This window comes from Pseudomonas sp. DE0010 (assembly GCF_007680745.1).
Classification (GTDB): Bacteria; Pseudomonadota; Gammaproteobacteria; order Pseudomonadales; family Pseudomonadaceae; genus Aquipseudomonas; species Aquipseudomonas parafulva_B.
Map to the genome: position 1 here is coordinate 64,919 of NZ_VEJQ01000004.1, position 25,445 is coordinate 90,363.

General features: G+C 61.3%; 21 protein-coding genes. 18 read left to right on the top strand and 3 right to left on the bottom strand.

What is annotated here, in order from left to right:
• Window positions 1-150 precede the first annotated feature (150 nt).
• The 6 genes from gap to FS767_RS04455 all read left to right on the top strand — a co-directional run bounded on the left by gap (window position 151) and on the right by FS767_RS04455 (window position 6,904).
• Window positions 151-1,152 (top strand): type I glyceraldehyde-3-phosphate dehydrogenase, encoded by a 1,002-nt coding sequence (gene gap / locus FS767_RS04430; RefSeq protein ID WP_027913781.1) that lies wholly within the window; start codon window positions 151-153, stop codon window positions 1,150-1,152.
• A 203-nt stretch (window positions 1,153-1,355) separates the two neighbouring features.
• Complete coding sequence (locus tag FS767_RS04435) at window positions 1,356-1,871, top strand: RNA polymerase sigma factor (RefSeq protein ID WP_058637535.1); 516 nt, start codon at window positions 1,356-1,358, stop codon at window positions 1,869-1,871.
• A gap of 79 nt (window positions 1,872-1,950) precedes the next feature.
• A complete protein-coding gene (locus FS767_RS04440; RefSeq protein ID WP_144964368.1) occupies window positions 1,951-2,913 on the top strand; it encodes a FecR domain-containing protein in 963 nt (320 codons plus the stop codon).
• Window positions 2,914-3,112: 199 nt separating this feature from the next.
• Window positions 3,113-5,701 carry a TonB-dependent receptor gene (locus tag FS767_RS04445; protein WP_144964370.1) on the top strand — a complete coding sequence of 863 codons (2,589 nt, stop codon included), beginning with the start codon at window positions 3,113-3,115 and terminating at the stop codon, window positions 5,699-5,701.
• 144 nt (window positions 5,702-5,845) lie between these two features.
• The gene (locus FS767_RS04450; RefSeq protein ID WP_144964372.1) at window positions 5,846-6,439 is read left to right on the top strand and encodes a biliverdin-producing heme oxygenase; all 594 of its coding nucleotides are present in this window, start codon (window positions 5,846-5,848) and stop codon (window positions 6,437-6,439) included.
• A 51-nt stretch (window positions 6,440-6,490) separates the two neighbouring features.
• Window positions 6,491-6,904, top strand: coding sequence for a YbaN family protein (locus FS767_RS04455; protein WP_058604441.1), 414 nt, complete (start codon window positions 6,491-6,493; stop codon window positions 6,902-6,904).
• On the opposite strand, the gene arcD (FS767_RS04460) is transcribed toward FS767_RS04455, so the two are convergent.
• Window positions 6,884-8,311: an arginine-ornithine antiporter gene (arcD, locus tag FS767_RS04460; RefSeq protein WP_144964374.1), complete on the bottom strand. Its 1,428-nt coding sequence runs from the start codon at window positions 8,309-8,311 to the stop codon at window positions 6,884-6,886. The genes FS767_RS04455 and arcD (FS767_RS04460) overlap by 21 nt on opposite strands.
• A 426-nt stretch (window positions 8,312-8,737) precedes the next feature.
• On the opposite strand from arcD (FS767_RS04460), the gene arcD (FS767_RS04465) reads away from it, so the two are divergent.
• The 7 genes from arcD (FS767_RS04465) (at window position 8,738) to gltS (ending at window position 16,906) form a co-directional block, all read left to right on the top strand.
• Complete coding sequence (gene arcD, locus FS767_RS04465; protein WP_144964376.1) at window positions 8,738-10,165, top strand: arginine-ornithine antiporter; 1,428 nt, start codon at window positions 8,738-8,740, stop codon at window positions 10,163-10,165.
• A 31-nt stretch (window positions 10,166-10,196) separates the two neighbouring features.
• Window positions 10,197-11,450 carry an arginine deiminase gene (gene arcA, locus FS767_RS04470; protein ID WP_058604438.1) on the top strand — a complete coding sequence of 418 codons (1,254 nt, stop codon included), beginning with the start codon at window positions 10,197-10,199 and terminating at the stop codon, window positions 11,448-11,450.
• Window positions 11,451-11,516: 66 nt separating this feature from the next.
• Window positions 11,517-12,527 (top strand): ornithine carbamoyltransferase, encoded by a 1,011-nt coding sequence (locus tag FS767_RS04475; RefSeq protein ID WP_144964377.1) that lies wholly within the window; start codon window positions 11,517-11,519, stop codon window positions 12,525-12,527.
• Between the two features lie 88 nt (window positions 12,528-12,615).
• A complete protein-coding gene (gene arcC / locus FS767_RS04480) occupies window positions 12,616-13,545 on the top strand; it encodes a carbamate kinase (protein WP_144964378.1) in 930 nt (309 codons plus the stop codon).
• Window positions 13,546-13,593: 48 nt separating this feature from the next.
• Complete coding sequence (locus FS767_RS04485) at window positions 13,594-13,962, top strand: DUF5064 family protein (RefSeq protein WP_144964379.1); 369 nt, start codon at window positions 13,594-13,596, stop codon at window positions 13,960-13,962.
• 71 nt (window positions 13,963-14,033) lie between these two features.
• A complete protein-coding gene (locus FS767_RS04490; RefSeq protein WP_058604434.1) occupies window positions 14,034-15,542 on the top strand; it encodes a sigma-54-dependent transcriptional regulator in 1,509 nt (502 codons plus the stop codon).
• Between the two features lie 164 nt (window positions 15,543-15,706).
• Window positions 15,707-16,906, top strand: coding sequence for a sodium/glutamate symporter (gene gltS, locus FS767_RS04495; RefSeq protein WP_144964380.1), 1,200 nt, complete (start codon window positions 15,707-15,709; stop codon window positions 16,904-16,906).
• A 79-nt stretch (window positions 16,907-16,985) separates the two neighbouring features.
• On the opposite strand, the gene FS767_RS04500 is transcribed toward gltS, so the two are convergent.
• Window positions 16,986-17,252 (bottom strand): bacteriocin immunity protein, encoded by a 267-nt coding sequence (locus FS767_RS04500; RefSeq protein ID WP_144964381.1) that lies wholly within the window; start codon window positions 17,250-17,252, stop codon window positions 16,986-16,988.
• On the bottom strand, window positions 17,245-19,230 hold the full coding sequence (locus tag FS767_RS04505; protein ID WP_144964382.1) for an S-type pyocin domain-containing protein: 1,986 nt from the start codon (window positions 19,228-19,230) through the stop codon (window positions 17,245-17,247). The genes FS767_RS04500 and FS767_RS04505 overlap by 8 nt, the downstream gene beginning before the upstream one ends.
• Before the next feature lie 556 nt (window positions 19,231-19,786).
• Here FS767_RS04505 and gcvH point away from each other — a divergent pair.
• The 5 genes from gcvH (at window position 19,787) to FS767_RS04530 (ending at window position 25,389) form a co-directional block, all read left to right on the top strand.
• Window positions 19,787-20,170, top strand: coding sequence for a glycine cleavage system protein GcvH (gene gcvH / locus FS767_RS04510; protein WP_100852164.1), 384 nt, complete (start codon window positions 19,787-19,789; stop codon window positions 20,168-20,170).
• An 11-nt stretch (window positions 20,171-20,181) separates the two neighbouring features.
• A complete protein-coding gene (gene gcvP / locus FS767_RS04515) occupies window positions 20,182-23,037 on the top strand; it encodes an aminomethyl-transferring glycine dehydrogenase (protein ID WP_144964383.1) in 2,856 nt (951 codons plus the stop codon).
• 81 nt (window positions 23,038-23,118) lie between these two features.
• The gene (gcvT, locus tag FS767_RS04520; RefSeq protein ID WP_144964384.1) at window positions 23,119-24,240 is read left to right on the top strand and encodes a glycine cleavage system aminomethyltransferase GcvT; all 1,122 of its coding nucleotides are present in this window, start codon (window positions 23,119-23,121) and stop codon (window positions 24,238-24,240) included.
• Window positions 24,241-24,598: 358 nt separating this feature from the next.
• On the top strand, window positions 24,599-24,811 hold the full coding sequence (locus tag FS767_RS04525) for a cold-shock protein (protein WP_144964385.1): 213 nt from the start codon (window positions 24,599-24,601) through the stop codon (window positions 24,809-24,811).
• 89 nt (window positions 24,812-24,900) lie between these two features.
• A complete protein-coding gene (locus FS767_RS04530) occupies window positions 24,901-25,389 on the top strand; it encodes an RDD family protein (RefSeq protein ID WP_144964386.1) in 489 nt (162 codons plus the stop codon).
• Window positions 25,390-25,445: the final 56 nt, after the last annotated feature.

Genomic DNA, 25,445 nt, shown 5'->3' on the forward strand with positions numbered 1-25,445 from the left:
ACCGCTCGTTGTAGGTTTAAACAAAATACTGCCACTAAAAAGGCTTGTTTTCTATCTGCAACTGAATAATCTTGTAATTCCAACAACAAAACCGTTTCAGTGAAGCACCTTTGTGCCACAGGTTTGACTCGGACTGCCAGAGGTATCGCCATGACCCTTCGCATCGCCATCAACGGATTCGGCCGCATCGGGCGCAATGTCCTGCGCGCACTCTATACCCAGGGCTACCGCCAGGATATGCAGGTCGTCGCCATCAACGACCTGGGCGACAGCACCATGAACGCCCACCTGCTCAAGTACGACAGCGTGCACGGTACCTTCGAGGCCAGCGTCGAAGCCGACCACGAGAGCCTTACCGTCAACGGCGACCGCATCGCGGTCAGCGCCATTCGCAACCCGGCTGAACTGCCCTGGAAAGCCCTGGCGATCGATGTGGTCTTCGAATGCACGGGGCTGTTCACCGAGCGCGACAAGGCTGCTGCGCACATTGCCGCCGGGGCTGGCAAAGTGATCGTCTCGGCGCCAGCCAAGGGCGCTGATGCCACCGTGGTATATGGCGTCAACCACGACGTGCTGCGCGCCTCTCATCAGGTCATTTCCAACGCCTCCTGCACCACCAATTGCCTGGCGCCGATTGCGCAGGTGCTGCACCGCGAGTTCGGTATCGAGCAAGGCCTGATGACCACCATCCACGCCTACACCAACGACCAGGTGCTGACCGACGTCTACCACAGCGACCCCTATCGCGCCCGTTCGGCCACCCAGTCGATGATCCCGAGCAAGACCGGCGCTGCCGAAGCCGTGGGCCTGGTATTGCCGGAACTGGCCGGCAAGCTCACTGGCATGGCCGTGCGGGTACCGGTGATCAACGTTTCGCTGGTGGACCTCACCGTCAACCTCAAGCGCGAAGCCACGGCCGAACAGGTCAACCAGCTGTTCCTGGAGGCCAGCAAGCATTCGCGGGTACTGGGCTACAACGCTCTGCCCCTGGTCTCGTGCGACTTCAACCACAACCCGCTGTCGTCGATCTTCGATGCCAATCACACGCGGGCCAATGGGCGCATGCTCAAGGTGCTGGCTTGGTACGACAACGAGTGGGGCTTCTCCAACCGCATGCTGGACAACTGCCTGGCGCTCTGCCGCGCGCAGTAACGGCTGTGCCAGCACGCGCTGGCCACTGGAATGGGCCACACGGCTGGCACTCAATGCTGGGGTATATAGCCCGTATCGTCGTAGCCGCTTCGCGGCTTCGGCGAGACCCGCGGCGCCGTTACGATTTGCCTACATAGTGCAGCTTGACCTCAAGCAGGGATGATAAGCATTATCATTGGCCGCTTGTCAGGTCAGGTCGCTCCGTGAGTCAGTCCCGGTTCAATTCCGTATTCCTCAGCCAGAGGCCCATCTTGCTGCGCACGCTCCAGCGCATGGTCGGCAACCGCTGTACCGCCGAAGACCTGCTCCAGGAAACCTACCTGCGCGTCTCACGCGCACTGGGCGAGCGTTCGGTCCAGCACATCGAACCCTTCGTCTTTCAGACCGCGCGCAATCTTGCGCTCGACCATTTGCGTGCCCGCCGCGTACAGGCCCGAACCCTGGTCGAAGACGTGTCTGACGAGGTGGTAAACAATGTCGCCGTGCCCGCCAGCAGCAACGAAGAGGCTGCGCATGCCGAGCACCTGCTCCGTCACCTGAGCGAAAGCCTGAAGCAACTGACCCAGCGCCAGCAAAGGATCTTCACGCTAAGCCGGCTGCACGGTGCCACCTATCTTGAAATCGCCCAGCAGCTGGGGGTTTCTGCGAGCACGGTGCAAAAGGAACTGAAGTTGATCATGGGTATCTGCCTGGGTGTTGCCCAGCGCCTGGACGACTGACGGGCCACCGCGATGAGGCCTGCTTGCCACATCACGCCAGCGCCCTGATCATCTGCGCACGCCCGCTCAAGGATTCACCGTGACCGACAGCCCCGAACATCCTCCATCACCTGCCACGCCCAATGCGCGTCGTCGCGCCACGGACGAGGCCTTGGCGTGGCTGGTCCGTCTTGAAACCGCCGAGCCTGCTGACCACCTTGCCTTCGAAACCTGGCTGCACGCCAATCCTGAAAATGCTGAAGCGTTCGTGCAGGCCGAGGCCTTGTGGAACGGTGCAGCGCTCAAGCAGGCCGCTGCACAGCTGCAGGGCCACCCACCTAGCCCTCGCGCCGGTCGTCTGCGCCGCCATTGGAAACCACTGGCCACCGCCGCCGCGCTGCTGGTAGGCCTGTTCATGTTCGGCAACGTGCCAGTGCGCCTGCAAGCTGATCACCTGACGGTCGTGGGTGAACGTCACCGGGTGGAACTGCAGGACGATGCCCGGGTGCTGCTCAATACCCAATCAGCGTTAGCCAGCGAGCGCAGCGACGGGCAACAGGTCGCCCGCCTGCTGCAAGGCGAGGCATACTTCCAGGTTTCCAAGGGCGCGCCGGCCCCGCTTGAGGTGCAAGCCGGGCCTCTGCGCGCCCAGGCACGCGACACTGATTTTGCCGTCCGCCTGCTCGATGGCCAAGCTTGGGTCAAGGTGCAACGCGGCGACGTCGACGTACAAGGAGGACGCGATCAGCGTATCCGTTTGCAGGCCGGCGAGAGTATTCGCGTCGGGCCCGACGGGTTCGGTGCACGCAGGCAGCTGGACATGCGCAAGGACCTGGCCTGGGTCGATGGGCGCCTGGTCTTCGAAAATTGCCCCTTGAGCCAGGTGCTGGCCGAGCTGCGCCGCTATTACCCCGGCTGGATCATCAATCGCAATGAGCGCCTTGAGACTATCGCCGTCACCGGCAATTACCGCCTCGACCAGCCGCTTGAGGCGCTACGTGCCTTGGCCCACATCACCTCGGCACAGCTGCATGAGTATCCGGCGTTGGTCATCCTGAACTGAAGCGCTTGTTCGCGCAGGCGCTGCCTCGACCGCTGCCAGCCCACGCGTGGTTGCGCGCCACACGCCCTGCTGGGCGCCTGCAATTTATTTTTACGCGATAGCACCGCCCTGTCCGTCTCGTCATAGCCAATGCAATTGATTCTTGTTCAATCAAGAACGCACACCCTATGAACAGTTCGCGCGTCAGGGAGCGCTTTCGATGCCCACCAGTCCTACCCGTTCGACCCTACGTCCCCGCCTGAAGGGGCAACTGTCCCTGTTATCACTCGCCTTGCTCACCACAGGCGCCTACTCCCTCCCCACGCTGGCGGCCGAGCCAGCGTCGGTGAGCACCTCGCGCGTGGGCGCTTACCACTTCGGCATCGCCCAACAGCCGCTGGTATCGGCCATCAATGCCTTTAGCCAGGTCACGGGCTGGCAGGTGGGCTTCGACGCCCGCCTGGCCGAAGGGGTCGCCTCCCCCGGCATACAAGGTTCACTGCCCCCGGAGCAGGCACTCAAACGCCTGCTACAGGGTACTGGCCTGGTCCCGCGCACCATCAGCCGCGGCAACGTGGTGCTCGAACGCCAGTCAGGCCGCGGGGCCATAGCCCTGCAACAGGTGACCGTCAGCGCTACCCGCAGTGCCCAGGACGTAAGCCAGGTCCCCAGCACGGTCAGCGTGCAGACCCGAGAACAACTGGACCGGCAGAACGTCAACACCCTCCAGGACTTGGTGCGCTACGAGCCGGGCGTCTCGGTGGCGGGGACCGGGCAGCGTAGCGGCCTGAACGGCTATAACATTCGCGGCATCGACGGCGAACGGATACTCACCCAAATTGACGGTGTGGCCATCCCGGACAGCTTCTTCTACGGGCCCTACGCCCAGACGCAACGCAATTACGTCGACCCGGAAATCATCAAGCGTGTGGAAATCCTGCGCGGCCCAGCTTCGGTGCTCTACGGCAGCAATGCCATCGGCGGTGCGGTGAGCTATTTCACCCTTGATCCTGAAGACATCATCAAGCCCGGCCGAGACGCTGGCGCACGACTGAAAACCGGCTACAGCTCAGCCGATGACAGTTGGCTGACGTCCGCCACCGTAGCTGGTCGTGAGGGCAGCCTGGACGGCCTGCTGCACCTGAGCCAGCGCAACGGTCACGAAACCCAGAGCCACGCCGATCACGGCGGCGTGGGCCTTGCACGCACCCGCGCCAACCCGGTGGATGCGCGCACCACCAACGTGCTGGCCAAGCTGGGCTGGGACTACGCCGATGACGCCCGGCTGGGCGTGACCTACGAACGCTTCAAGGACGACCGCGACCAGAACCTGCTCAGCGCCGTAGGCGGGCCGTTCATTCCGGGTTTTGGTGCCATGAATTCGTACCGCATGCGCCAGGGCAACGACACCATCACCCGCGAGCGCTTCGGCCTGAACCACCGTTTCGGCCTGGACAGCCTTTTCGCGGACGAGGTCAAGTGGAGCCTGAACTACCAGATCGCCAAGACCGATCAGCGCACCGACGAGCTGTACGTCGCTTCGGGGCGTCAGGTACTGCGCGACCGCCAGACCACCTACAAGGATCGCCAGTGGATCTTCGATGCCCAGCTGGAGAAGGCCTTCAGCCTAGGCCAGACCGATCACTCGCTGACCTATGGCACCACCCTCAAGCACCAGGACGTCACCGGGGCGCGCAGCGGTACGGGCACGTGCGTGAGCATCGGCGGCACTTGCCGGGGTATCGGCCAGGACAGCCCGCGCGACGGCCAGGCGCTGGTCAGCGACTTCCCGGACCCGACCGTCAATACCTACAGTTTGTTCGTTCAGGACGAGGTTCGCTGGGGCAACTGGACGTTCCTGCCAGGTGCGCGCTACGACTACACACGCATGGCGCCTCACTTCACCGACGCCTTCCTGCGCGGGCTTGACGCCAGCGGTACGGCCCCGGCTTTCCAGGATGATTCGGATAAGAAGTGGCACCGCGTGTCGCCCAAGCTGGGGGTGACCTATGCCTTCAACGACCACTACACCGGATACGCGCAATACGCCCAGGGCTTCCGCACGCCCACGGCCAAGTCCATGTACGGCAAGTTCGTGAACCTGGAGCAAGGCTACCGCGTGGAGGGTAACCCTGGCCTGCAGCCTGAGCGCAGCAAGGGCCTGGAAACCGGCCTGCGCGGCCGTTTCGACACGGGCAGCTTCGATGTGGCGGTCTACTACAACAAGTACCGCGACTTCATTGACGAAGACGCCGTGCAGAGCGCCAACCTCGAGCAGACATTCCAGGCCAACAACATCAAGCGCGCGACCATCAAAGGTGCCGAGGTAAAAGGCCAGCTGGAACTCGACCGGTTTGGCGCGCCAGAGGGGCTGTATGCACAAGGCTCCCTGGCGTACACCTACGGCCGCAACGACGACAGCGGCCAGCCGCTCAACACCGTCAACCCGCTCAAGGGCGTCGTGGGCCTGGGCTACACGCAGGGCGACATGGGTGGGCTGCTGAGCTGGACGCTGGTCAAGCGCAAGACGCGGGTCGACGACAGCACCTTCTATTCGCCCGATGGCTCGGCGTCGAAGTTCCGCACGCCCGGCTATGGCGTACTGGACCTGACCGGCTTCTACAACGTCACCGATGACATCACTGTGAACGCCGGCCTGTACAACCTCACCGACAAGAAATACTGGCAGTGGGACTCGGTGCGCAGCTACGACGGCCAAGGGGAGGCCGCGGTGACCCAGCCGGCCAACATCGACCGCCTGAGCATGCCGGGCCGTAACTTCGCCATCAACGTGGTGTGGGATATCTGAGGGGCTGGCGCAGCTGGGGCTGGCCGGGCCGCTGTGCACCCGGCTTGGCCTCCAGCACCCACGCCTGCTCCTGCGGGGCTTTTTACGCCCCCGCCCCTGTTGATTCGTCTTGTATTGAAACACTCGCTTTCCAAGGACTGCATCATGAACAACCGCACTTCTTCGCGTACCCAACGCCTGAACCTGGTGACCCAGGCGCCCCATGCCGCACTCGACGCCCTGGTCAAATCCCATGCGCCATTCGATAGCCGCGAAAGTTTTGCCCGCTTCGTGGTTGCCCAGTACCTGTTCCAGGCCGAACTACAGCCGCTTTACAACGACCCGCAATTGATCGCCCTCCTACCCGACCTTGCCGAGCGCTGTCGAGCCCATCAGGCCCGCCAGGACCTGGCGGACCTGGACATGCAGGCGCCTGCCGAGCTACCGGGGGCAGTGCAACGCCCAAGCATGGCAGAGGCATTAGGCTGGATCTTCGTGTCCGAAGGCTCCAAACTGGGCGCCGCGTTTCTGATCAAGCGGGCCGCGGCGCTGGGCTTGTCGGAGACCTTCGGCGCCCGTCACCTGGGCGAGCCCGCCGGTGGGCGCGCCGAAGGCTGGAAGCAGTTCACGCGAACACTCGATGGCCTGATACTGTCAGCTGAAGAAGAGGCGGCTGCCGAACACGGCGCCGTCGCAGCGTTCGAGCGCTTCACCGTCTTGCTCAAACAGGCCTATGCCATGAATGCCGAGCAGGCTTGAAACACTTTCAAAGGCCCTCTGACCGGGGCCGTTCGTTCTAGCAGTGAGCCCATGACCCAACCTGCCCGCTCCAAAATTGCCCGTCTGCTGTATGCGATCCTGGCTTACGCAAGCCTGGGGGTAGGCTTGGTCGCCATTGTCATTCCGGGCTTGCCGACCACCGAATTCATCCTGTTGTCGGCGTGGGCGGCCACGCGAAGCTCGCCTCGCCTGTCCGCCTGGCTGGAAAGCCACCGGTTGTTCGGCCCTATTCTGTACAACTGGCGCAACGGCAAGGTGATCCAGCGGCGGGCCAAGGTCAGTGCGACGGTCAGCATGTTGCTCTGCGCGGTTTTGATGCTGGTGTTTCTTGAGCATCACTGGCCGGTATTCCTGGCCATTGCCGGTATGAGCCTGGGCAACCTGTGGATCTGGTCGCGACCGGAACGGCCGTTCACAGCCGGCTCACAGGCTCAGCAGCCCTGACCAGAGCGCATAGCCGGCCAGCACCGCACCCGATAGCACGGCGGCGAAGATCAGTTTCTCTGTCAGCGTGAAAAGCTTAAGCCCTTGTTCATGTTTGGCCCGGGCAAACAGGATCACCCCCGGTGCGTACAACAGCGCCGAGAGCAGCAGGTACTTCAGGCCACCGGCATACAGCAGCCAGACGGCGTACACCACCGCGAGCGCGGCCACGAGCAGGTCCTTGCGCCGCTGGGCCGTTTGGCCTTCGTAAGTCTCCCCCCGCACGGCCAGCCACATGGCGTACGCGGCGGACCACAGGTACGGCGCCAGGATCATGGACGAGGCCAGGTAGATCAGGCTGGTATAGGTACCGGCGGACACCAGCGTGATCAGTAAAAAACCCTGGATCATGCCGTTGGTCAGCCACAGTGCATTGGCAGGTACCTGGTTGGCGTTCTCCTGGGCAAGGAAACGGGGCATGGTCTGGTCGCGCGCCGTGGCATAGATAATCTCGGCACACAGCAGCGCCCACGACAGTAACGCCCCCAGCAACGACACCGCCAGCCCCAGGCTGATCAGCAACGCGCCCCAAGGGCCGACGATGTGGGCCAGGACCGCCGCCAGCGAAGGGTTCTGCAAGCCGGCCAGCTCCGGTTGCGTCATGACCCCTAGGGAGAGGACGTTGACCAGTACCAGCAGTGCCAGCACACCCACAAAGCCGATGACCGTGGCCCTGCCCACGTCGGCCCGCCGTCGAGCCCTGCCTGAGTACACACTGGCGCCTTCGATACCGATGAAGACGAACACCGTTACCAGCATCATGTTGCGCACTTGCTCGAGCACGCTGCCGAACGCCGGATTGCCCAGCCCCCAGATGTCCTGGGTGAAGATATCCAGGCGAAAAGCGCAGGCCGCGATGACGACGAACAGCACCAGGGGCACCACTTTGGCCACCGTGGTGACCAGGTTGATGAACGCCGCCTCGCGAATTCCGCGTAATACCAGAAAATGCACCGCCCAAAGCAACACCGAGGCACACCCGATGGCCACTGGGGTATTGCCTTCACCGAACACCGGGAAATAGAACCCAAGGGTGCTGAACAACAGCACGAAATAGCCGACGTTCCCCAGCCAGGCACTGATCCAGTAGCCCCACGCCGAGGAGAACCCCATGTAGTCGCCGAACCCAGCCTTGGCGTAGGCATACACGCCTGAATCCAGTTCGGGCTTGCGGTTGGCCAGCGTCTGGAAGACGAAGGCCAGGGCGAGCATGCCCACGGCAGTGATCCCCCAGCCAATCAACACCGCCCCGGCCTGGGCACGGGCCGCCATGTTCTGGGGCAAGGAAAAAATGCCGCCACCGATCATCGAACCCACGACCAGCGCCACCAATGCCCCTAGACGTAGTTTCTGTCCTTGTTCGCCCATAGGTCTCCAAATATTTCCTGACAGTCGTGCAGTTGTAACAAGACGCTGTTTATTAATAGAGGCTGACCTCAATTACAGCCGTACTTTCATTTAGCCACTAAGCCATTAACGTCTAAGCGTGCGGTTGTTAAGAACTCCAGAGTGCCAACCGGTTCACACTATTTCGATAAAAGCATAAATACCGGTAAAAAATTTGCGCTCTGCCCAGAAGCGACTAGTTTCAACCTTCGCAGGCTAGAGGGATGAAGCGTAGCAAGACATGGAGGTGCCAGCGTACAAGGCCTGCAACCATGGCAGTCGGCAATCTCCAGGAGTTCGGCAAGGTAATTCAACGGCCTTACCTTGCAATGCACTGATCCATATCAGCGTATGGCCACGGCATCAGATTTAATCTGGGGCCAACTTCCTCCTGGCAGGAGTTGTTAAATGTCTGATTCTCCCGCAAAACTAAAACTCGGTGCGTTAGTTGCGCTGGTCGTCGGCTCGATGATCGGTGGCGGCATCTTTTCCCTTCCGCAGAACATGGCCGCCAGCGCCGGCGTAGGCGCAGTGTTGATTGGCTGGGCTATCACCGCCGTGGGCATGCTGACCCTGGCCTTCGTATTCCAGACGCTGGCCAACCGCAAGCCTGACCTGGACGGCGGGGTCTATGCGTATGCCAAGGCCGGTTTCGGCGATTACATGGGCTTTTCTTCGGCCTGGGGCTACTGGATCAGTGCCTGGCTGGGGAACGTCGGCTATTTCGTGCTGTTGTTCAGTACCCTGGGCTACTTCTTCCCAGTGTTTGGCGAGGGCAACACGCCGGCCGCGATCATCGGCGCCTCGATCCTGCTGTGGGCAGTGCATTTTCTGGTGCTGCGAGGCATCCGTGAAGCGGCGTTCATCAACCTGGTTACCACGGTGGCCAAGGTGGTGCCGTTGGTGCTGTTCGCGCTGATCTGCCTGTTCGCCTTCCGGTTGGACATCTTCACCGCCGATATATGGGGCACCGGCACACCTGAACTGGGTGGCGTGATGAATCAGGTGCGCAACATGATGCTGGTGACGGTGTGGGTGTTCATCGGCATCGAAGGCGCGAGCATCTTCTCATCCCGTGCGGAGAAACGCTCCGATGTGGGCAAGGCCACCGTCATCGGCTTCATCACCGTGCTGTTGTTCCTGGTGCTGGTCAATGTGCTGTCGCTGGGCATCATGACCCAGCCTGAACTGGCAGGGTTGCAGAACCCCTCGATGGCGGCCGTGCTCGAGCACGTGGTCGGCCACTGGGGCGCCGTGCTGATCAGCGTCGGCCTGATCATCTCGCTGCTCGGTGCGCTGCTGTCCTGGGTGCTGTTGTGCGCCGAGATCATGTTCGCCGCTGCCAAGGACCACACCATGCCGGCCTTCCTGCGCCGCGAGAACGCCAACCTGGTGCCTGCCAACGCCTTGTGGCTGACCAACGCCATGGTGCAGATCTTCCTGGTGATCACGCTGTTCTCCAACAGTACCTACCTGTCGCTGATCTACCTGGCCACTTCGATGATCCTGGTGCCCTACCTGTGGTCGGCGGCCTACGCCGTGTTGCTGGCGGTGCGCGGTGAAACCTACCAACAGGCGCTGGCCGAACGCCGCAAGGACCTCTTCATCGGCAGCGTCGCCCTGCTCTATGCCATCTGGCTGCTGTATGCCGGCGGAGTGAAATACCTGCTGCTCTCGGCGCTGCTGTATGCCCCTGGCGCCATCCTGTTTGCAAAGGCCAAGCGTGAAGTGGGCCAACCCGTCTTCACCCCCGTGGAAAAACTGATTTTCACAGCCGTGGTCGTCGGTGCCCTGGTGGCAGCCTTCGGCCTGTACGACGGCTTCCTGACGCTGTGATCCCTCTTCGACTCAATGGAGGATTGAAACCATGTCCGCTGAAAAACAGAAATACGGTGTGCATTCCGAAGCCGGCAAGCTGCGCAAGGTCATGGTGTGCGCGCCGGGCCTTGCGCACAAGCGCCTGACCCCGACCAACTGCGACGAGCTGTTGTTTGACGATGTGATCTGGGTGGATCAGGCCAAGCGTGACCACTTCGACTTCGTCACCAAGATGCGCGAGCGGGGTGTCGATGTGCTGGAAATGCACAACCTGCTGACCGACATCGTGCAGCAACCCGAAGCGCTCAAATGGATACTGGACCGCAAGATCACCCCCGACACCGTCGGGGTAGGCCTGACCAATGAGGTGCGCAGTTGGCTCGAGGGCATGGAGCCGCGTCACCTGGCTGAATTTTTGATTGGCGGTGTGGCTGGCCAGGATCTGCCGCAAAGCGAAGGCGCCGAAGTGGTCAAGATGTACAACGACTACCTGGGCCATTCCAGTTTCATCCTGCCACCGTTGCCCAATACCCAATTCACCCGCGACACCACCTGCTGGATCTACGGCGGCGTCACGCTCAACCCCATGTATTGGCCGGCACGGCGCCAGGAAACGCTGCTCACCACCGCCATCTACACGTTCCACCCGCAGTTCACAGGCGCCGACTTCCAGGTCTGGTACGGGGACCCGGACAAGGACCATGGTCAGTCCACCCTCGAAGGCGGTGATGTCATGCCCATCGGCAACGGCATCGTGCTGATCGGCATGGGCGAGCGCACCTCTCGCCAGGCCATCGGCCAGTTGGCACAGAGCCTGTTCGCCAAGGGCGCCGTGCACAAGGTCATCGTCGCCGGCTTGCCCAAGTCCCGCGCCGCCATGCACCTGGACACCGTGTTCAGCTTCTGCGACCGCGACCTGGTCACGGTCTTCCCCGAGGTGGTCAGCGAGATCGTACCGTTCATCATCCAGCCCGACGAAAGCCGGCCCTATGGCATGGACGTGCGCCGCGAGCACAAGTCGTTCATCGAGGTTGTGGGCGAACAGCTGGGTGTGCGTCTTCGGGTAGTCGAAACCGGCGGCAACAGCTTTGCCGCCGAACGCGAGCAATGGGATGACGGCAACAACGTGGTGGCGCTGGAGCCAGGCGTGGTCATTGGTTACGACCGCAACACCTACACCAATACCTTGCTGCGCAAGGCCGGGGTAGAAGTGATCACCATCAGTGCTGGCGAACTGGGCCGCGGCCGCGGCGGTGGCCACTGCATGACCTGCCCTATCGTTCGCGACCCCATCGATTACTGACGTCCATCAACCAGGCCGCCCCTACTCGGTAGCGGCCCGGCGTTCACCACACCCAGGAGAAAAGTCATGGCGTTCAACATCCACAACCGCAACCTGCTCAGCCTGGAACACCACAGCACCCGTGAGCTGCGTTACCTGCTGGACCTGTCCCGCGACCTCAAGCGGGCCAAGTACACCGGCACCGAACAGCAGCACCTCAAGGGCAACAACATTGCGCTGATCTTTGAAAAAACCTCCACGCGTACCCGTTGTGCTTTCGAAGTGGCCGCTTACGACCAAGGCGCCAACGTCACCTACATCGACCCGAACTCCTCGCAGATCGGCCACAAGGAAAGCATGAAGGACACCGCTCGCGTGCTCGGGCGCATGTACGACGCCATCGAATACCGCGGCTTCAAGCAGGAAATCGTCGAAGAACTGGCCAAGTATGCCGGCGTGCCAGTATTCAATGGCCTGACGGATGAATACCACCCTACCCAGATGATTGCCGACGTGTTGACCATGCGCGAACACAGCGACAAGCCGCTGCATGACATCAGCTACGCCTACCTGGGCGATGCGCGCAACAACATGGGCAACTCGCTGCTGTTGATCGGCGCCAAGCTGGGCATGGACGTGCGCATCGCTGCGCCCAAGGACCTCTGGCCCCACGATGACCTGGTGCAACGCTGCAAGCAGTACGCCGAGCAAAGCGGTGCCCGCATCACCCTCACCGAAGATGCCAAGGCGGCCGTCAAGGGCGTGGACTTCATTCATACCGACGTGTGGGTATCGATGGGCGAACCCATCGAAGCCTGGGGCGAACGCATCAAGCTGCTCAAGCCCTACCAGGTCAACGCCGAGCTGATGAAGGCCAGCGGCAACCCCAGGACCAAGTTCATGCACTGCCTGCCGGCGTTTCACAACTGCGAGACCAAGGTGGGCAAGCAGATCGCCGAGCAGTACCCGGAACTCACTAACGGCATCGAAGTGACCGATGACGTGTTCGAGTCCCCGGCCTGCATTGCGTTCGAGCAAGCGGAAAACCGCATGCACACGATCAAGGCGATCCTGGTGTCGACACTGGCCGATCTGTAGATCGCCGCCTGCCGTGGCATTGCGGCTGTTAGCGGGCCGCAATAGCCGTCCTGCAGCCGCTCACGACTTTCGATAAAGGACATTCTCCATGCGTATCGTTGTTGCACTAGGCGGCAATGCCCTGCTGCGCCGTGGCGAGCCCATGACCGCGCAAAACCAGCGCGCCAACATTCGTACCGCTGCCGAGCAGATTGCCAAGATCCACCCTGGTAACGAGCTGGTAATCGCCCATGGCAATGGGCCGCAAGTGGGCCTGCTGGCCTTGCAAGGGCTGTCGTACAAGCCCGACGAGGCCTATCCGCTGGACGTGTTGGGCGCCGAAACCGAGGGCATGATCGGCTACATGATCGAGCAGGAACTGGGCAACCTGCTGGACGTCAGCGTGCCGTTCGCCACCCTGCTGACCCAGGTCGAAGTGGACGCCGAGGACCCTGCGTTCAAGGACCCGAGCAAGTTCATCGGCCCGGTCTACAGCAAGGATGAAGCCCAGCGCCTGGCTGCTGAAAAGGGCTGGGTGGTCAAGCCTGACGGGGACAAATACCGCCGGGTGGTGGCAAGCCCCAAGCCCAAACGCATCTTCGAAATCCGCCCTATCAAATGGCTGCTCGAAAAGGGCAGCATCGTGATCTGTGCCGGCGGCGGCGGCATCCCGACCCTCTACGATGAACACCGTAAACTCAAGGGTATCGAGGCGGTGATCGACAAGGACCTGTGCTCGGCACTGCTGGCCGAACAGCTCGAGGCCGACCTGCTGATCATTGCCACCGATGTGGAGGCGGCGTACATCGATTTTGGCAAGCCGACCCAACGCGCCATCGCCCAGGCCCACCCTGACGAGCTGGACACGCTAGGTTTCGCGGCAGGTTCGATGGGGCCCAAGGTGCAAGCGGCCTGCGACTTTGCCCGGCACACGGGCAAGGTGGCGGTGATCAGCTCGCTGGCCAATATCGAGCGCATCGTGAGCGGTACCGCCGGCACGCGGGTTTCGACCGCTGCCCTTGGGATCAGCTACCGTTGAATACCGTCGGCGGGCCATGTGCCCGCTCAATCTCATACAGGAGAGCCCATGGCCAAATATGAACCCGGTCACGTCCACATCGAGCGCACCGCGCTCAACAGCAGTGACCACAGCTATGACCTCAAGGTGGACTACGAGGCCTTTACCGACCCTCGTGAAGGCAGGGGCATTCAGTTCCGCATGAAGGGCAGTATCGAGGGCAAGCCTGTCGACGAGGCTTTCTTTCTGCCCAAGGATCAGGTGCTGCCCAGTTTTCTGATGCAACTGAGTCGCCGCGCCCAGGCTTACCTGGCCCCACCGAAGAAATTCGAAAGCCTGGCTTCACCCCACAGGATCTACGACTGGATGTTCGAGGACATCCGCGCCAAGCTGGACGTGAAGTCCGGTGACCCCATCAAGCCTGAGCATCTGGAGTAGGACGCGACCCGTCACGAGCAGGATCCGCTTGAGGCATACTAGCGCCCTACCCGGCCACTTCGTATCGCCCCATGCGTATCCATGTCAGCTTCATCGACCGCGTCGGCATCACTCAGGAAGTCTTGGCGCTGCTCGGTGCGCGCAACCTCAACCTCGATGCCGTGGAGATGGTGCCGCCGAACGTCTACATCGACGCACCGACCCTCAGCCCCGCCGTGCTGGAAGAGCTGCATGACGCCTTGTTCGACGTACAGGGTGTGAAGGCTGTGGAGGTGGTCGACATCCTGCCGGGGCAACGTCGTCACCTGCAGCTCGATGCACTGCTGGCCGCCATGAGCGACCCGGTGCTGGCGGTGGACAGGGCCGGCAAGGTGTTGCTGGCCAACCCTGCGCTGGTGGCGCTGTGTGGTCGGGAGTCGGCCGGGCGCTGCGTAGGCGAGTTGTTTGGCGACCCGGGCCTGCTGCAAGCGTTGCTCGACAGCAACTTTCACCTGCCCATGCGCGAAATGCAGCTTAATGGCCAGAGCCTGCTGCTCGACGCCATGCCAATCACCCACACCGGCGGCCTGCTGACACTTTACCCGCCCACGCGATTGGGTGAGCGGCTATCGGCCCTGCGCCATGACCATGCCGAGGGTTTTGACGCCCTGCTGGGCGAATCACCCGCCATCCGTACCCTGAAAGCTCGGGCCCTGCGTGTGGCCACCCTGGATGCACCGCTGCTGGTGCATGGCGAGACCGGCACCGGCAAGGAACTGGTGGCCCGCGCCTGCCACGCGATCAGCAGCCGTCACGCGGCCCCCTTTCTGGCCCTGAACTGCGCCGCCTTGCCTGAAAGCCTGGCCGAGAGCGAACTGTTCGGTTATGCACCAGGCGCCTTCACTGGCGCTCAGCGCGGCGGCAAGCCAGGGCTGATGGAGCTAGCCAACCAGGGCACGGTGTTTCTCGATGAGATCGGCGAGATGTCCCCCTACCTGCAAGCCAAGCTGCTGCGTTTTCTCAGTGACGGCAGTTTCCGCCGCGTGGGGGGCGACCGGGAAGTGAAGGTCAACGTGCGTATCATCAGCGCGACCCACCGTAACCTGGAGCAGATGGTGGCCGAGGGCACGTTCCGCGAGGACCTGTTCTACCGCCTCAACGTGCTGAACCTGCAGGTTCCCCCCCTGCGTGACCGCGGCCAGGACATCCTGATGCTTGCGCACTTCTTCATGCAGCAGGCCTGCACGCAGATCCAGCGGCCTGCCTGCAGGCTCACCCCCGCCACCCACAGCGCCATGCTGGCTAACCCATGGCCGGGCAATGTGCGGCAATTGCAGAACGTGATCTTTCGCGCCGCCGCTATCTGCGAAAGCAACCTGGTGGACATCGGCGATTTGGACATCGCTGGCACGTCTGTCAGTCGCACCCATGAGGGCGACGTGGCCAGCCTGGAACAGGCCGTGGGTGATTTCGAGCGTGAACTGTTGCAACGGCTGTATACCAGCTACCCCTCGACCCGGTTGCTGGCGGCCCGGCTGCAGACCTCACATACCGCCATTGCCCAACGCCTGCGCAAATACGGAATTCCTGGAAAAACCTGAGGTTGACGACAATTCCCTCTGTTTTAGCAGACTTTTCCTAGGCGTTCCCCGGATACGTCTTTCCTCACGCCTCGTAGAATGGCCCCAGTGCAATCCTGCCTGTCACCCCGCCAGACCGCCCCAGAGCGGTCAGCGGTCCGTTATGGATTCAACGAGAGTACCTGATGTTCGAACTCGATTTTTACGGCACGCTGGTGGCCGCTTCCCTGGTGCTGCTGCTAGGTCGCGGTCTGGTCGCACGCATAAGTTTTCTGCGTGCCTACAACATCCCTGAACCGGTCGCCGGCGGCCTGGTGGTCGCGATTGCCCTGCTGGTGCTGCGCACCTTCGATGTGCAAGTTCACTTCGACACCTCCCTGCAGACACCTTTGATGCTGGCATTCTTCGCCACCATCGGCCTGAACGCCGATTTTGCCAGCCTGAAAAAAGGTGGGCGTGCGGTGGTCGTGTTCCTGGCGGTGGTGACCGGCCTGCTGGTGGTGCAGAACGCCCTGGGCATCGGTCTGGCCACGGCGCTGGGGTTGGACCCGCTGATGGGCCTGCTGGCCGGCTCGATCACCCTGTCGGGAGGCCATGGCACCGGTGCTGCGTGGGGCGCCACCTTCACTGAAAAGTTCGGCCTGGCCTCGGCCTCGGAGCTGGCATTGGCCTCCGCCACGTTCGGGCTGGTATTGGGCGGCTTGATTGGCGGTCCCGTGGCCCGCCTACTGATCAAACGGGTCGCGACCCCTGGCTTGGCTAACAACACGCCCCAGTTGCCCTCAGGCTTCGAGCAACCGGAGAAAGAACGCCTGATCACCTCGTTTTCCGTGATCGAGACGCTTGCTTTGATTGCAGTGAGCCTGTTGACCGGCACTGTATTGAATGAGCTGCTCAAAGGCACTGCCTTCGAGTTGCCAAACTTCGTCTGCGTATTGTTCGTGGGCGTACTGCTGCGCAATGGCCTGTCAGCCTTCGGCTTTTATCAGGTGTTCGAGCGGGAAGTGTCGGTACTGGGCAATGTGAGCCTGTCGTTGTTTCTGGCCATTGCGTTGATGTCGTTGAAACTGTGGGACCTGGCTGCACTGGCACTGCCGTTCTTCGTGCTGCTGGCGGCGCAGACCCTGCTGATGGCGCTGTTTGCCATCTTCATCACCTTCCGGGTCATGGGCCGCACCTACGACGCGGCTGTCCTGTCCGCCGGCCATTGCGGCTTCGGGCTGGGTGCAACGCCTACCGCAATCGCGAACATGCAGGCGGTAACCCAGCGGTTCGGGCCTTCGCATGTGGCATTTCTGGTGGTGCCGATGGTGGGGGCGTTCTTCATTGACTTGATCAATGTGGTGGTGATCAAGGTGTATTTGGCGTTGCCGTTTTTTCAGTGATGAAGCCGTGATGGCGTTGCCGAACCGGTAAGCTGAAAGACTCCCGCTCGATGATCTGCGGGAGTCGTCTGTTTTGGATTCAGGATGGCTTGAAACCTGGAAGCCCCTGTTCAGCTCGCCACCGTTTCACTTCGTCAACTACCGCTTGAGGGGAGGATTCAATCCCGACCCTGTGTGGGCGGTAAATCAGATTTGATTTTGCGGGGTGCTGGACAAGGCGTTCGAATTCAAGTACGCCACGAGTATGCTCCCTGTCATTAGGGAAGTACTGAGGGTCACTGTGGTATAAGGCATACACCAATTGAAAAAATTCTCGCTCAGTATAATCACTTATTTCTTTAGGCATCGTTTCGATTCCGCTTATGCAGGGACTGATGGAATTTTGGTGATACTATTCTCAGGTTGTCAATGTCATACACGTCTCCGCCATCAGCAATACGTTTCACATGGTGAATTTCATATTTGATCTTTTTTCCAACTCGTTCGTCAAGTTCTGCCAACGGCGCAAGCCCCCTGCGCATACTCAACAATTCAGCTGGCATAAACTCGCTCTCGAATAACGGGCTTCTTCCAATAGTCTGCCACAGGCGACGCCTGAACGCCGCCCAACTGCTAAACTTCCTACCCCTCAATTTACTGGCAACTTGCTGCGGAATCGGCACCCCCTCGCGGTTCCCCGCCGTCAAAAAGGTGCCTGTGATCAGCTGTCCTTTACCTTTCACCACCCCCGGCATGTTTCGACGGCTCTTGAACATCACGTAGAGCGGTGGCAGCCCGGAGTCGCTGGGGAATATGATGACAACGTCATCGAACCCGAAGTCCGGCAAGTCCGGATACGTGTCCAACCGCCCTTGAAGGGGTTCGAGGATGGGGCCAATGAGGTGGGTAGGAGACGGCGGTGCAGGTGGCAGGCTTGTCGAACTGTCTGTCGGTTCGACCGCCGGTGTCCAGGTCAGGGTTCTGGGCGGCACATCCTCGGTGACGACCGTGTACTGACCGCTCTGGGCGTCGTAAGCGGCCTTCAATACGGGCACTGCCGAAGGGATCACCTGGCCATCTGTATTGGCCACGAACAGTTCGGTTGGCCCGCCCAGCGTCTGCACCTCGCCCATGCGCAACGGCAGGTCGATCACTGCCCGCTCGACCGCCTGCGTTTGAGCGGCGGAATCAAGCTCGATCGACAATTCGGTCAGAGGCACACTCAGCAGATAGTTGCCAAGCGGCAACACCTTTGACTTGCGCTCCCCATTACCCAGCTTGGGCGCATGCAACAGTGCGGCAATGCCGATCAGGAACGGGGTGGCAACCGCTTCCAATGATGCGGCGTTCAACGCGGAGATGGCACCGCGTACAGCGGCTCCAAGCGAAGCGCCAGCAGCGAGGCTAACCGGCGTAGCGCCAGCGGACAGGCCGAGATGCGCCTGTGCCTTTGAGATGGCCAGCGGCACTGGGTAGGTATTGGCCTGTTTGAGGGTTTGCTCGGCCAGGGCTTTTTCAGCGGCGGCTTTGGCGGCGGCTTCACGCGCAATAGCCTCGGCCTCGGCTTTTGCTTTTGCCAGGGCCTGTGCTTGTTTGAGGGCCTGCTCCTGAGCGCGTGCCTGGGCTTGGGCCTCAGCACGTGCCCGTGCTTCAGCCTCGGCACGTGCCTGTGCCTCAGCCTGGGCGCGTGCCTGAGCCTCGGCTATCCGCTGCGCCTGCGCGTCAGCGAGCGCCTGCGCCTCGGCTTGTGCAAGCGCTTGCTGCAATGCGCCGATCTGACCCTGGAGCATTTGAATTTCGGCATCGCGCAGTTGCGTTTGATAGGCAGCGGTGAACGATTCCTGGATCAGCGTGCGCAAAACGTCCTTTCGCACGACACCTTTTTCAAACCATCTGTAGGTGGCGTCGATATAGTCTTTTCGCGTCTTGCCCAGTGGCGTCGATCCAAAATATCGGTCTGCTACTTCAGTCTGAACATGACGGTCTTCAACTTTACGCGCGATCAACAGGTTACGTGCGGCAATGTCGTGTGCGAGCATGCCGGCGGTAGACGCGGGTGGCGGCCCTAGCGTCTGCTTTACCAAAGCGACATCATGCTCGAGGGTTTGAGCCGCACGTCCCAGCGCCTGGGTAAATGCTGCACTGGCATGGTCATTTACAGTTTCCAGAATCTGCGGTTCACTGTTTATCACATACCGGAAATGTTCAATTATTGTACTGCCAGGGTGATACTGGTCGGCGGGAAACAATGGCCCTGAATAGCCGGGAGGAAGAAGATTGGGCCCTGAGGGTGTACCTCCCACATAGGTAGGAGGCAATTCAACTTGCCTGCGCTTGCGTGTCATACATCATCCTTAATCAAGCTTACAAACAAGCCAGGCATCATGAACATGCCTGACGGTCGTCATGAGCGATCCGCCTGAATTGTCACTCAGGCATGTAGAGGATCACGCGTGAACCGTACAGGCGATCCATGCGGACAATGAGAGGGTCAAAGTTCCCGACAACTAAAGTTATGCAGGAAGTAGATCCTGCTAAAACGTTGTTGACCCCCGTCAGGGAATTCTGGCTATTGTTTACCATCTTTAATTTTTGACGAGTGCTGTGCAGCGTCATCCATTTCTCAAGTTGGAACAGGAAATCAGCCGTATCAAATTCAATACACCGTATCAAAAACGGTACACCGCCCCTCCCACACCGCGCTGAGAGATGAACGGCGCCCAACGGAATAACCAAGACTTGAGCGTATCGATTTCGTTACAGAAGCCTATTCGGTAATCAGCGAGCCAGCACTCCCTCCCCCGCTTTCATGGGTCTATGCCCAGTTGGCCACGTTATTGCTTACTGGAAACCCACCAGAGCGCGAACCTAATCGTGCCACCCGGTCCACGAGGATTTTTCATGAGCGAGTTGCGTTTCACCGACGACCACGAATGGCTGCGTGTAGAAGCCGATGGCAGCGTCACCGTAGGGATCACCGCCTATGCCCAGAATGCACTGGGCGATGTGGTGTTCGTGCAGCTGCCGGAGCTGCAGCACTATGACAAAGGCAGCGAAGCGTCGACCGTCGAGTCGGTCAAGGCTGCCAGCGGCGTGTACATGCCGCTGGCCGGCGAAGTGATTGAGGTCAACGCTCAGCTTGAAGATAGCCCCGAGCTGGTCAACGAGGACCCGCTGGGCGAAGGCTGGTTCTTCCGCTTCAAGCCTGCCGACGCCAGCGCTGTGAGCGCCCTGCTCGACCAGGGTGCCTACGACCGCCTGCTCAACGCCAACGACGACGCCTGAGGAACCACGCCATGACTATCAACCTCGGCACTGCCAATGAGTTCATTGCCCGTCACATCGGGCCACGCAGCGAAGACGAGCAGGCCATGCTCGCCACCCTGGGCTTCGATTCACTGGAGGCCATGACCGACGCCGTCATCCCCGCCAGCATCAAGGGCACCAGCGTGCTGGGCACGGACGATGGGCACAGCGAAGCGGATGCGCTCGCCGTCCTGAAGGCCATCGCCAGCAAGAACCAGCTTTTCAAAAGTTACATAGGCCAGGGTTACTACAACACCCACACGCCCGCGCCCATCCTGCGCAATCTGCTGGAAAACCCCGCCTGGTACACCGCGTACACGCCCTACCAGCCAGAAATTTCCCAGGGCCGGCTGGAAGCCTTGCTCAATTTCCAGACCCTGATCAGCGACCTCACAGGGTTACCGATCGCCAATGCTTCGCTGCTCGATGAAGCCACGGCGGCTGCCGAAGCCATGACGTTCTGCAAGCGCCTGTCGAAGAACAAGGCCAGCAACCGCTTCTTCGCCTCGATGCATTGCCACCCGCAGACCCTCGATGTACTGCGTACCCGCGCAGAGCCCTTGGGCATCGAGGTGGTGGTAGGCGACGAGCAGGCGCTCGATGATGCCAGCCCGTTCTTCGGCGCCTTGCTGCAGTACCCCGCCAGCACCGGTGGTATCTTCGATTACCGGGAAGTGGTGCAGCGGTTCCATCACGCCAATGCGTTGGTGGCCGTGGCGGCAGACCTGCTGGCCTTGACCCTGTTGACCCCACCTGGCGAGTTCGAGGCTGATGTGGCCATCGGCAGCGCCCAGCGTTTTGGTGTGCCCCTGGGCTTCGGCGGGCCGCATGCGGCCTACTTCGCGACCCGCGATGCCTTCAAGCGTGACATGCCAGGGCGCCTGGTCGGCGTGTCAGTCGACCGCTTCGGCAAGACGGCCCTGCGCTTGGCCATGCAGACACGGGAGCAGCACATTCGCCGCGAAAAGGCCACCAGCAACATCTGCACCGCCCAGGTGCTGCTTGCCAACATTGCCAGCATGTTCGCCGTCTATCACGGCCCTGAAGGCCTCAAGCGCATTGCACAACGTATCCATAGCTTGACCGCCATCCTGGCACAGGGCCTGCGGGCAATGGCTGTGACGGTGGTAAGCGACACTGCATTCGACACCCTGACCTTGGCTACTGGCGATGCCACCCTCGGCCTGCACGAGAAAGCCCGCGCCCAAGGCATCAACCTGCGCCAGGTCGATGCCGGCCATGTAGGCGTATCGCTGGACGAAACCACCACCCCGGCCGATGTACAGGCGCTGTGGCAGCTGTTTGGCGAGGGTCAAACGCAGCCTGACTTCCAAGCGCTGGCCGCCAGCAGCGGTGCACTGCTGCCCGAGGCCTTGCTGCGTCGCTCGACGTTCCTCGAACATCCCGTATTCAATCGCTATCACAGCGAAACGGAGTTGATGCGCTACCTGCGCAAGCTGGCCGATAAGGACCTGGCCCTGGACCGCAGCATGATCCCGCTGGGCTCGTGCACCATGAAGCTCAACGCTGCCAGCGAAATGATCCCGGTCACCTGGGCAGAATTCGGCAACCTGCACCCCTTCGCCCCGGTGCAGCAGAGCCAGGGTTACTTGCAATTGACGTCGGAGTTGGAGGCCATGCTCTGCGCAGCCACGGGCTACGATGCCGTATCGCTGCAACCCAATGCCGGTTCTCAGGGCGAGTACGCGGGCCTACTGGCGATCCGCGCCTATCATCGCAGCCGTAACGAAGGGCATCGCGACATCTGCCTGATCCCTTCTTCAGCCCATGGCACCAATCCGGCAACGGCCAACATGGCCGGCATGCAGGTGGTGGTCACGGCCTGCGACGCGCGCGGCAACGTTGACGTCGCCGACCTGCGTGCCAAGGCCATCGAGCACCGCGAGCGCCTGGCGGCGCTGATGATCACCTACCCGTCCACCCATGGGGTGTTCGAGGAAGCGATCGGCGAGATTTGCGCCATCGTCCACGACAACGGCGGCCAGGTTTACATCGACGGCGCCAACATGAACGCCATGGTCGGCCTGTGCGCGCCGGGCAAGTTCGGGGGCGATGTGTCGCACCTGAACCTGCACAAGACCTTCTGCATTCCCCATGGCGGCGGTGGGCCGGGCGTAGGGCCGATCGGCGTGAAATCGCACCTGGCGCCCTTCCTGCCGGGCCATGCCTCCCTGGGCACTGCCGAAGGCGCGGTATGCGCCGCACCCTTCGGCAGCGCCAGTATCCTGCCGATCACCTGGATGTACATTCGCATGATGGGCGGCGCGGGGCTCAAACGGGCTTCGCAGATGGCCATCCTCAATGCCAACTACATCGCTCGCCGCCTGGAGGAGCACTACCCGGTGCTGTACACCGGCAGCAATGGCCTGGTCGCCCATGAGTGCATCCTGGACCTGCGCCCGCTCAAGGACACCAGTGGCATCAGCGTCGACGACGTGGCCAAGCGCCTGATCGACTACGGCTTCCACGCCCCGACCATGTCGTTCCCGGTGGCAGGCACGCTGATGATCGAGCCGACCGAAAGCGAATCCCGGGAAGAGCTGGACAGGTTCTGCGAAGCCATGATCCAGATCCGCGAGGAAATCCGCGCGGTGGAGGACGGCACCCTGGACAAGGACGACAACCCGCTCAAGAACGCGCCGCACACCGCAGCGGAACTGGTGGGCGAATGGGCCCATGGTTACTCCCGCGAGCAAGCGGTCTATCCGCTGCCTGGCCTGGTACAAAGCAAGTACTGGCCGCCTGTAAGCCGGGTCGACAACGTCTTTGGCGACCGCAACCTGGTCTGTGCCTGCCCGTCGATCGAAAGCTACCAGGACGCCTGACAGCGCCAGATCGTGAGTGTGTCATTCGCCTGGCGGTCAATGTCCCGGGACATTGACCGAAACCCATGCAAGGAGTCATCGATGTCCGAAACACTGCTCAAAACCCCACTGCATGCCCTGCACCTGGAACTGGGTGCGCGCATGGTGCCCTTCGCGGGCTACGACATGCCGGTGCAGTACCCTCTGGGCGTGCTCAAAGAGCACCTGTACACCCGTGAACACGCCGGGTTATTCGACGTCTCGCACATGGGGCAGATTCTGCTCAAGGGCCGCGACGCAGCCAGTGCCCTGGAAACGCTGGTGCCGGTCGACATCATCGACCTGCCCGTTGGCATGCAGCGCTATGCCATGTTCACCAACGAACACGGCGGCATCCTCGACGACCTGATGGTCGCCAATCTGGGTGACGAAACGCTGCTGCTGGTGGTGAACGCCGCCTGCAAGGATCAGGACCTGGCGCACCTGCAGCGGCATATCGGTCAACGCTGCGAGGTCCAGCCGTTGTTCGACCAGCGTGCCCTGCTCGCCTTGCAAGGGCCGGCAGCGGTTGAGGTCCTGCAGCGTCTGGCGCATGAAGTGGCGGACATGACGTTCATGCAGGTGCGCCCTGTCAAGTTACTGGGCCACCTGTGCTGGGTCAGTCGGTCGGGCTACACCGGGGAGGACGGTTATGAAATCTCCGTGCCGGTGGCGGGCGCAGAGACGCTCGCCAGGGAGCTGCTCAAGCAGCCAGAGGTCCAGCCGATCGGGCTAGGGGCCCGTGACTCGTTGCGCCTGGAAGCTGGCCTGTGCCTGTATGGCCATGACATGAGCGGCGACACCTCGCCCGTGCAAGCCAACCTGATGTGGGCAATGTCCAAGCCACGTCGGGCCGATGGTGCCCGTGCCGGGGGCTTTCCGGGCGCGCAGGCCATCTTCGGCCAGCAACATGAGGGTGTAAAACGCAAGCGGGTTGGTTTGCTGCCCCAGGAACGCACACCTGTGCGCGAAGGCGCCGAGATTGTCGATGCAGAAGGTACCCCGGTCGGCACCATCTGCAGTGGCGGCTTTGGGCCCACACTCAGCGCCCCCGTGGCGATGGGGTATGTGGACACCGAACATGCCGCCCTGGACACGCTTTTATATGCCCTCGTGCGCGGTAAGAAGGTGGCCTTGAAAGTCAGTAAAACGCCATTCGTACCGCCCCGTTACTATCGCGGTTAAGGCAGTTTCATCGACGGCGTGGCAGCGTTCGGTATCTTCGGTTACGAACGTTGCGTGCGCCACTGCGAACATGGCGCCAGGCCAGGCGCCATGCACTTTTCGGCGATTTGGCCAAGGGTTATAAAACAGTCACTTTTACACCTGCTGGAAGGCTTGTTTTTCGCTCGGCAGTTGGCGTAGAGTCAATGCACTGTGTTTGCATGGGTCGCAACAGTTCGTGACCTGGGCCAGTAGCCGCAATCTGCTACAACCCGTTCGACGTCTCTTACTTTCCTGCAACCCAGCCCAGTACTCTTTTGCTTGTTTGAAAGCGAAAGAAAACTGTCATCCAAACCTAAGTTTCATAGGAAATAAGACCATGTCTCAGCGTCAGACCGGTACCGTCAAGTGGTTCAATGACGAAAAAGGTTACGGCTTCATCACCCCAGAAAGCGGTGCTGATCTGTTCGTGCACTTCCGCGCCATCGAAGGCAACGGCTTCAAGAGCCTGAAAGAAGGCCAGAAAGTCACTTTCGAAGCCGTACAAGGCCAGAAAGGTATGCAGGCTGACAAGGTACAGGTAGCTGAATAAGCCTTGTTACCCCCCAAAAAGCCCCTGCTCAGTGCAGGGGCTTTTTTTTGCCCGTAGAATGGCGGCTTTGCGTGATGGAGCTGTTCTACATGTCCAAGCCTGTGCTGCTTCCCCAAGGTGATTTCCCTCCGGTCGGCCTCGGCAGGCGCCTGGCGGCGGTGTTCTATGATTTCTTGCTGTGCACGGCCCTGCTGATCGTCACCGCAGGTCTCTACAAGATGGTCCAGATGGCGATCATCGGCCAGCAGCGTATGCGCGAACTCACCGAAGCAGGCGCGTTGGACGGCGACCCTTTGCTGTCCACGGTGCTGCTGTTCGTGCTATTCGGTTTCTTCGCCAAGTTCTGGACCCATGGCGGGCAGACACTGGGCATGCAGGTCTGGGGCGTGCGTGTGCAGAACGCCGATGGCTCGCCCATCACGCTCTGGCAGGCGCTGTTGCGGTTTGTCGTTTCCATCGCCTCGTGGCTATGCCTGGGGCTGGGTTTCTTCTGGGCCCTGGTCGACAAGCGCAAACGCAGTTGGCACGACATCTACTCCGAGAGCCAACTGGTTCGAGTCCCCAAGCCGAAGAAATGAGCGCTCTACTCAAGCGGCAGCGGCCCTGAAACACAAGGGGCCGCTCTAGCGGCCCC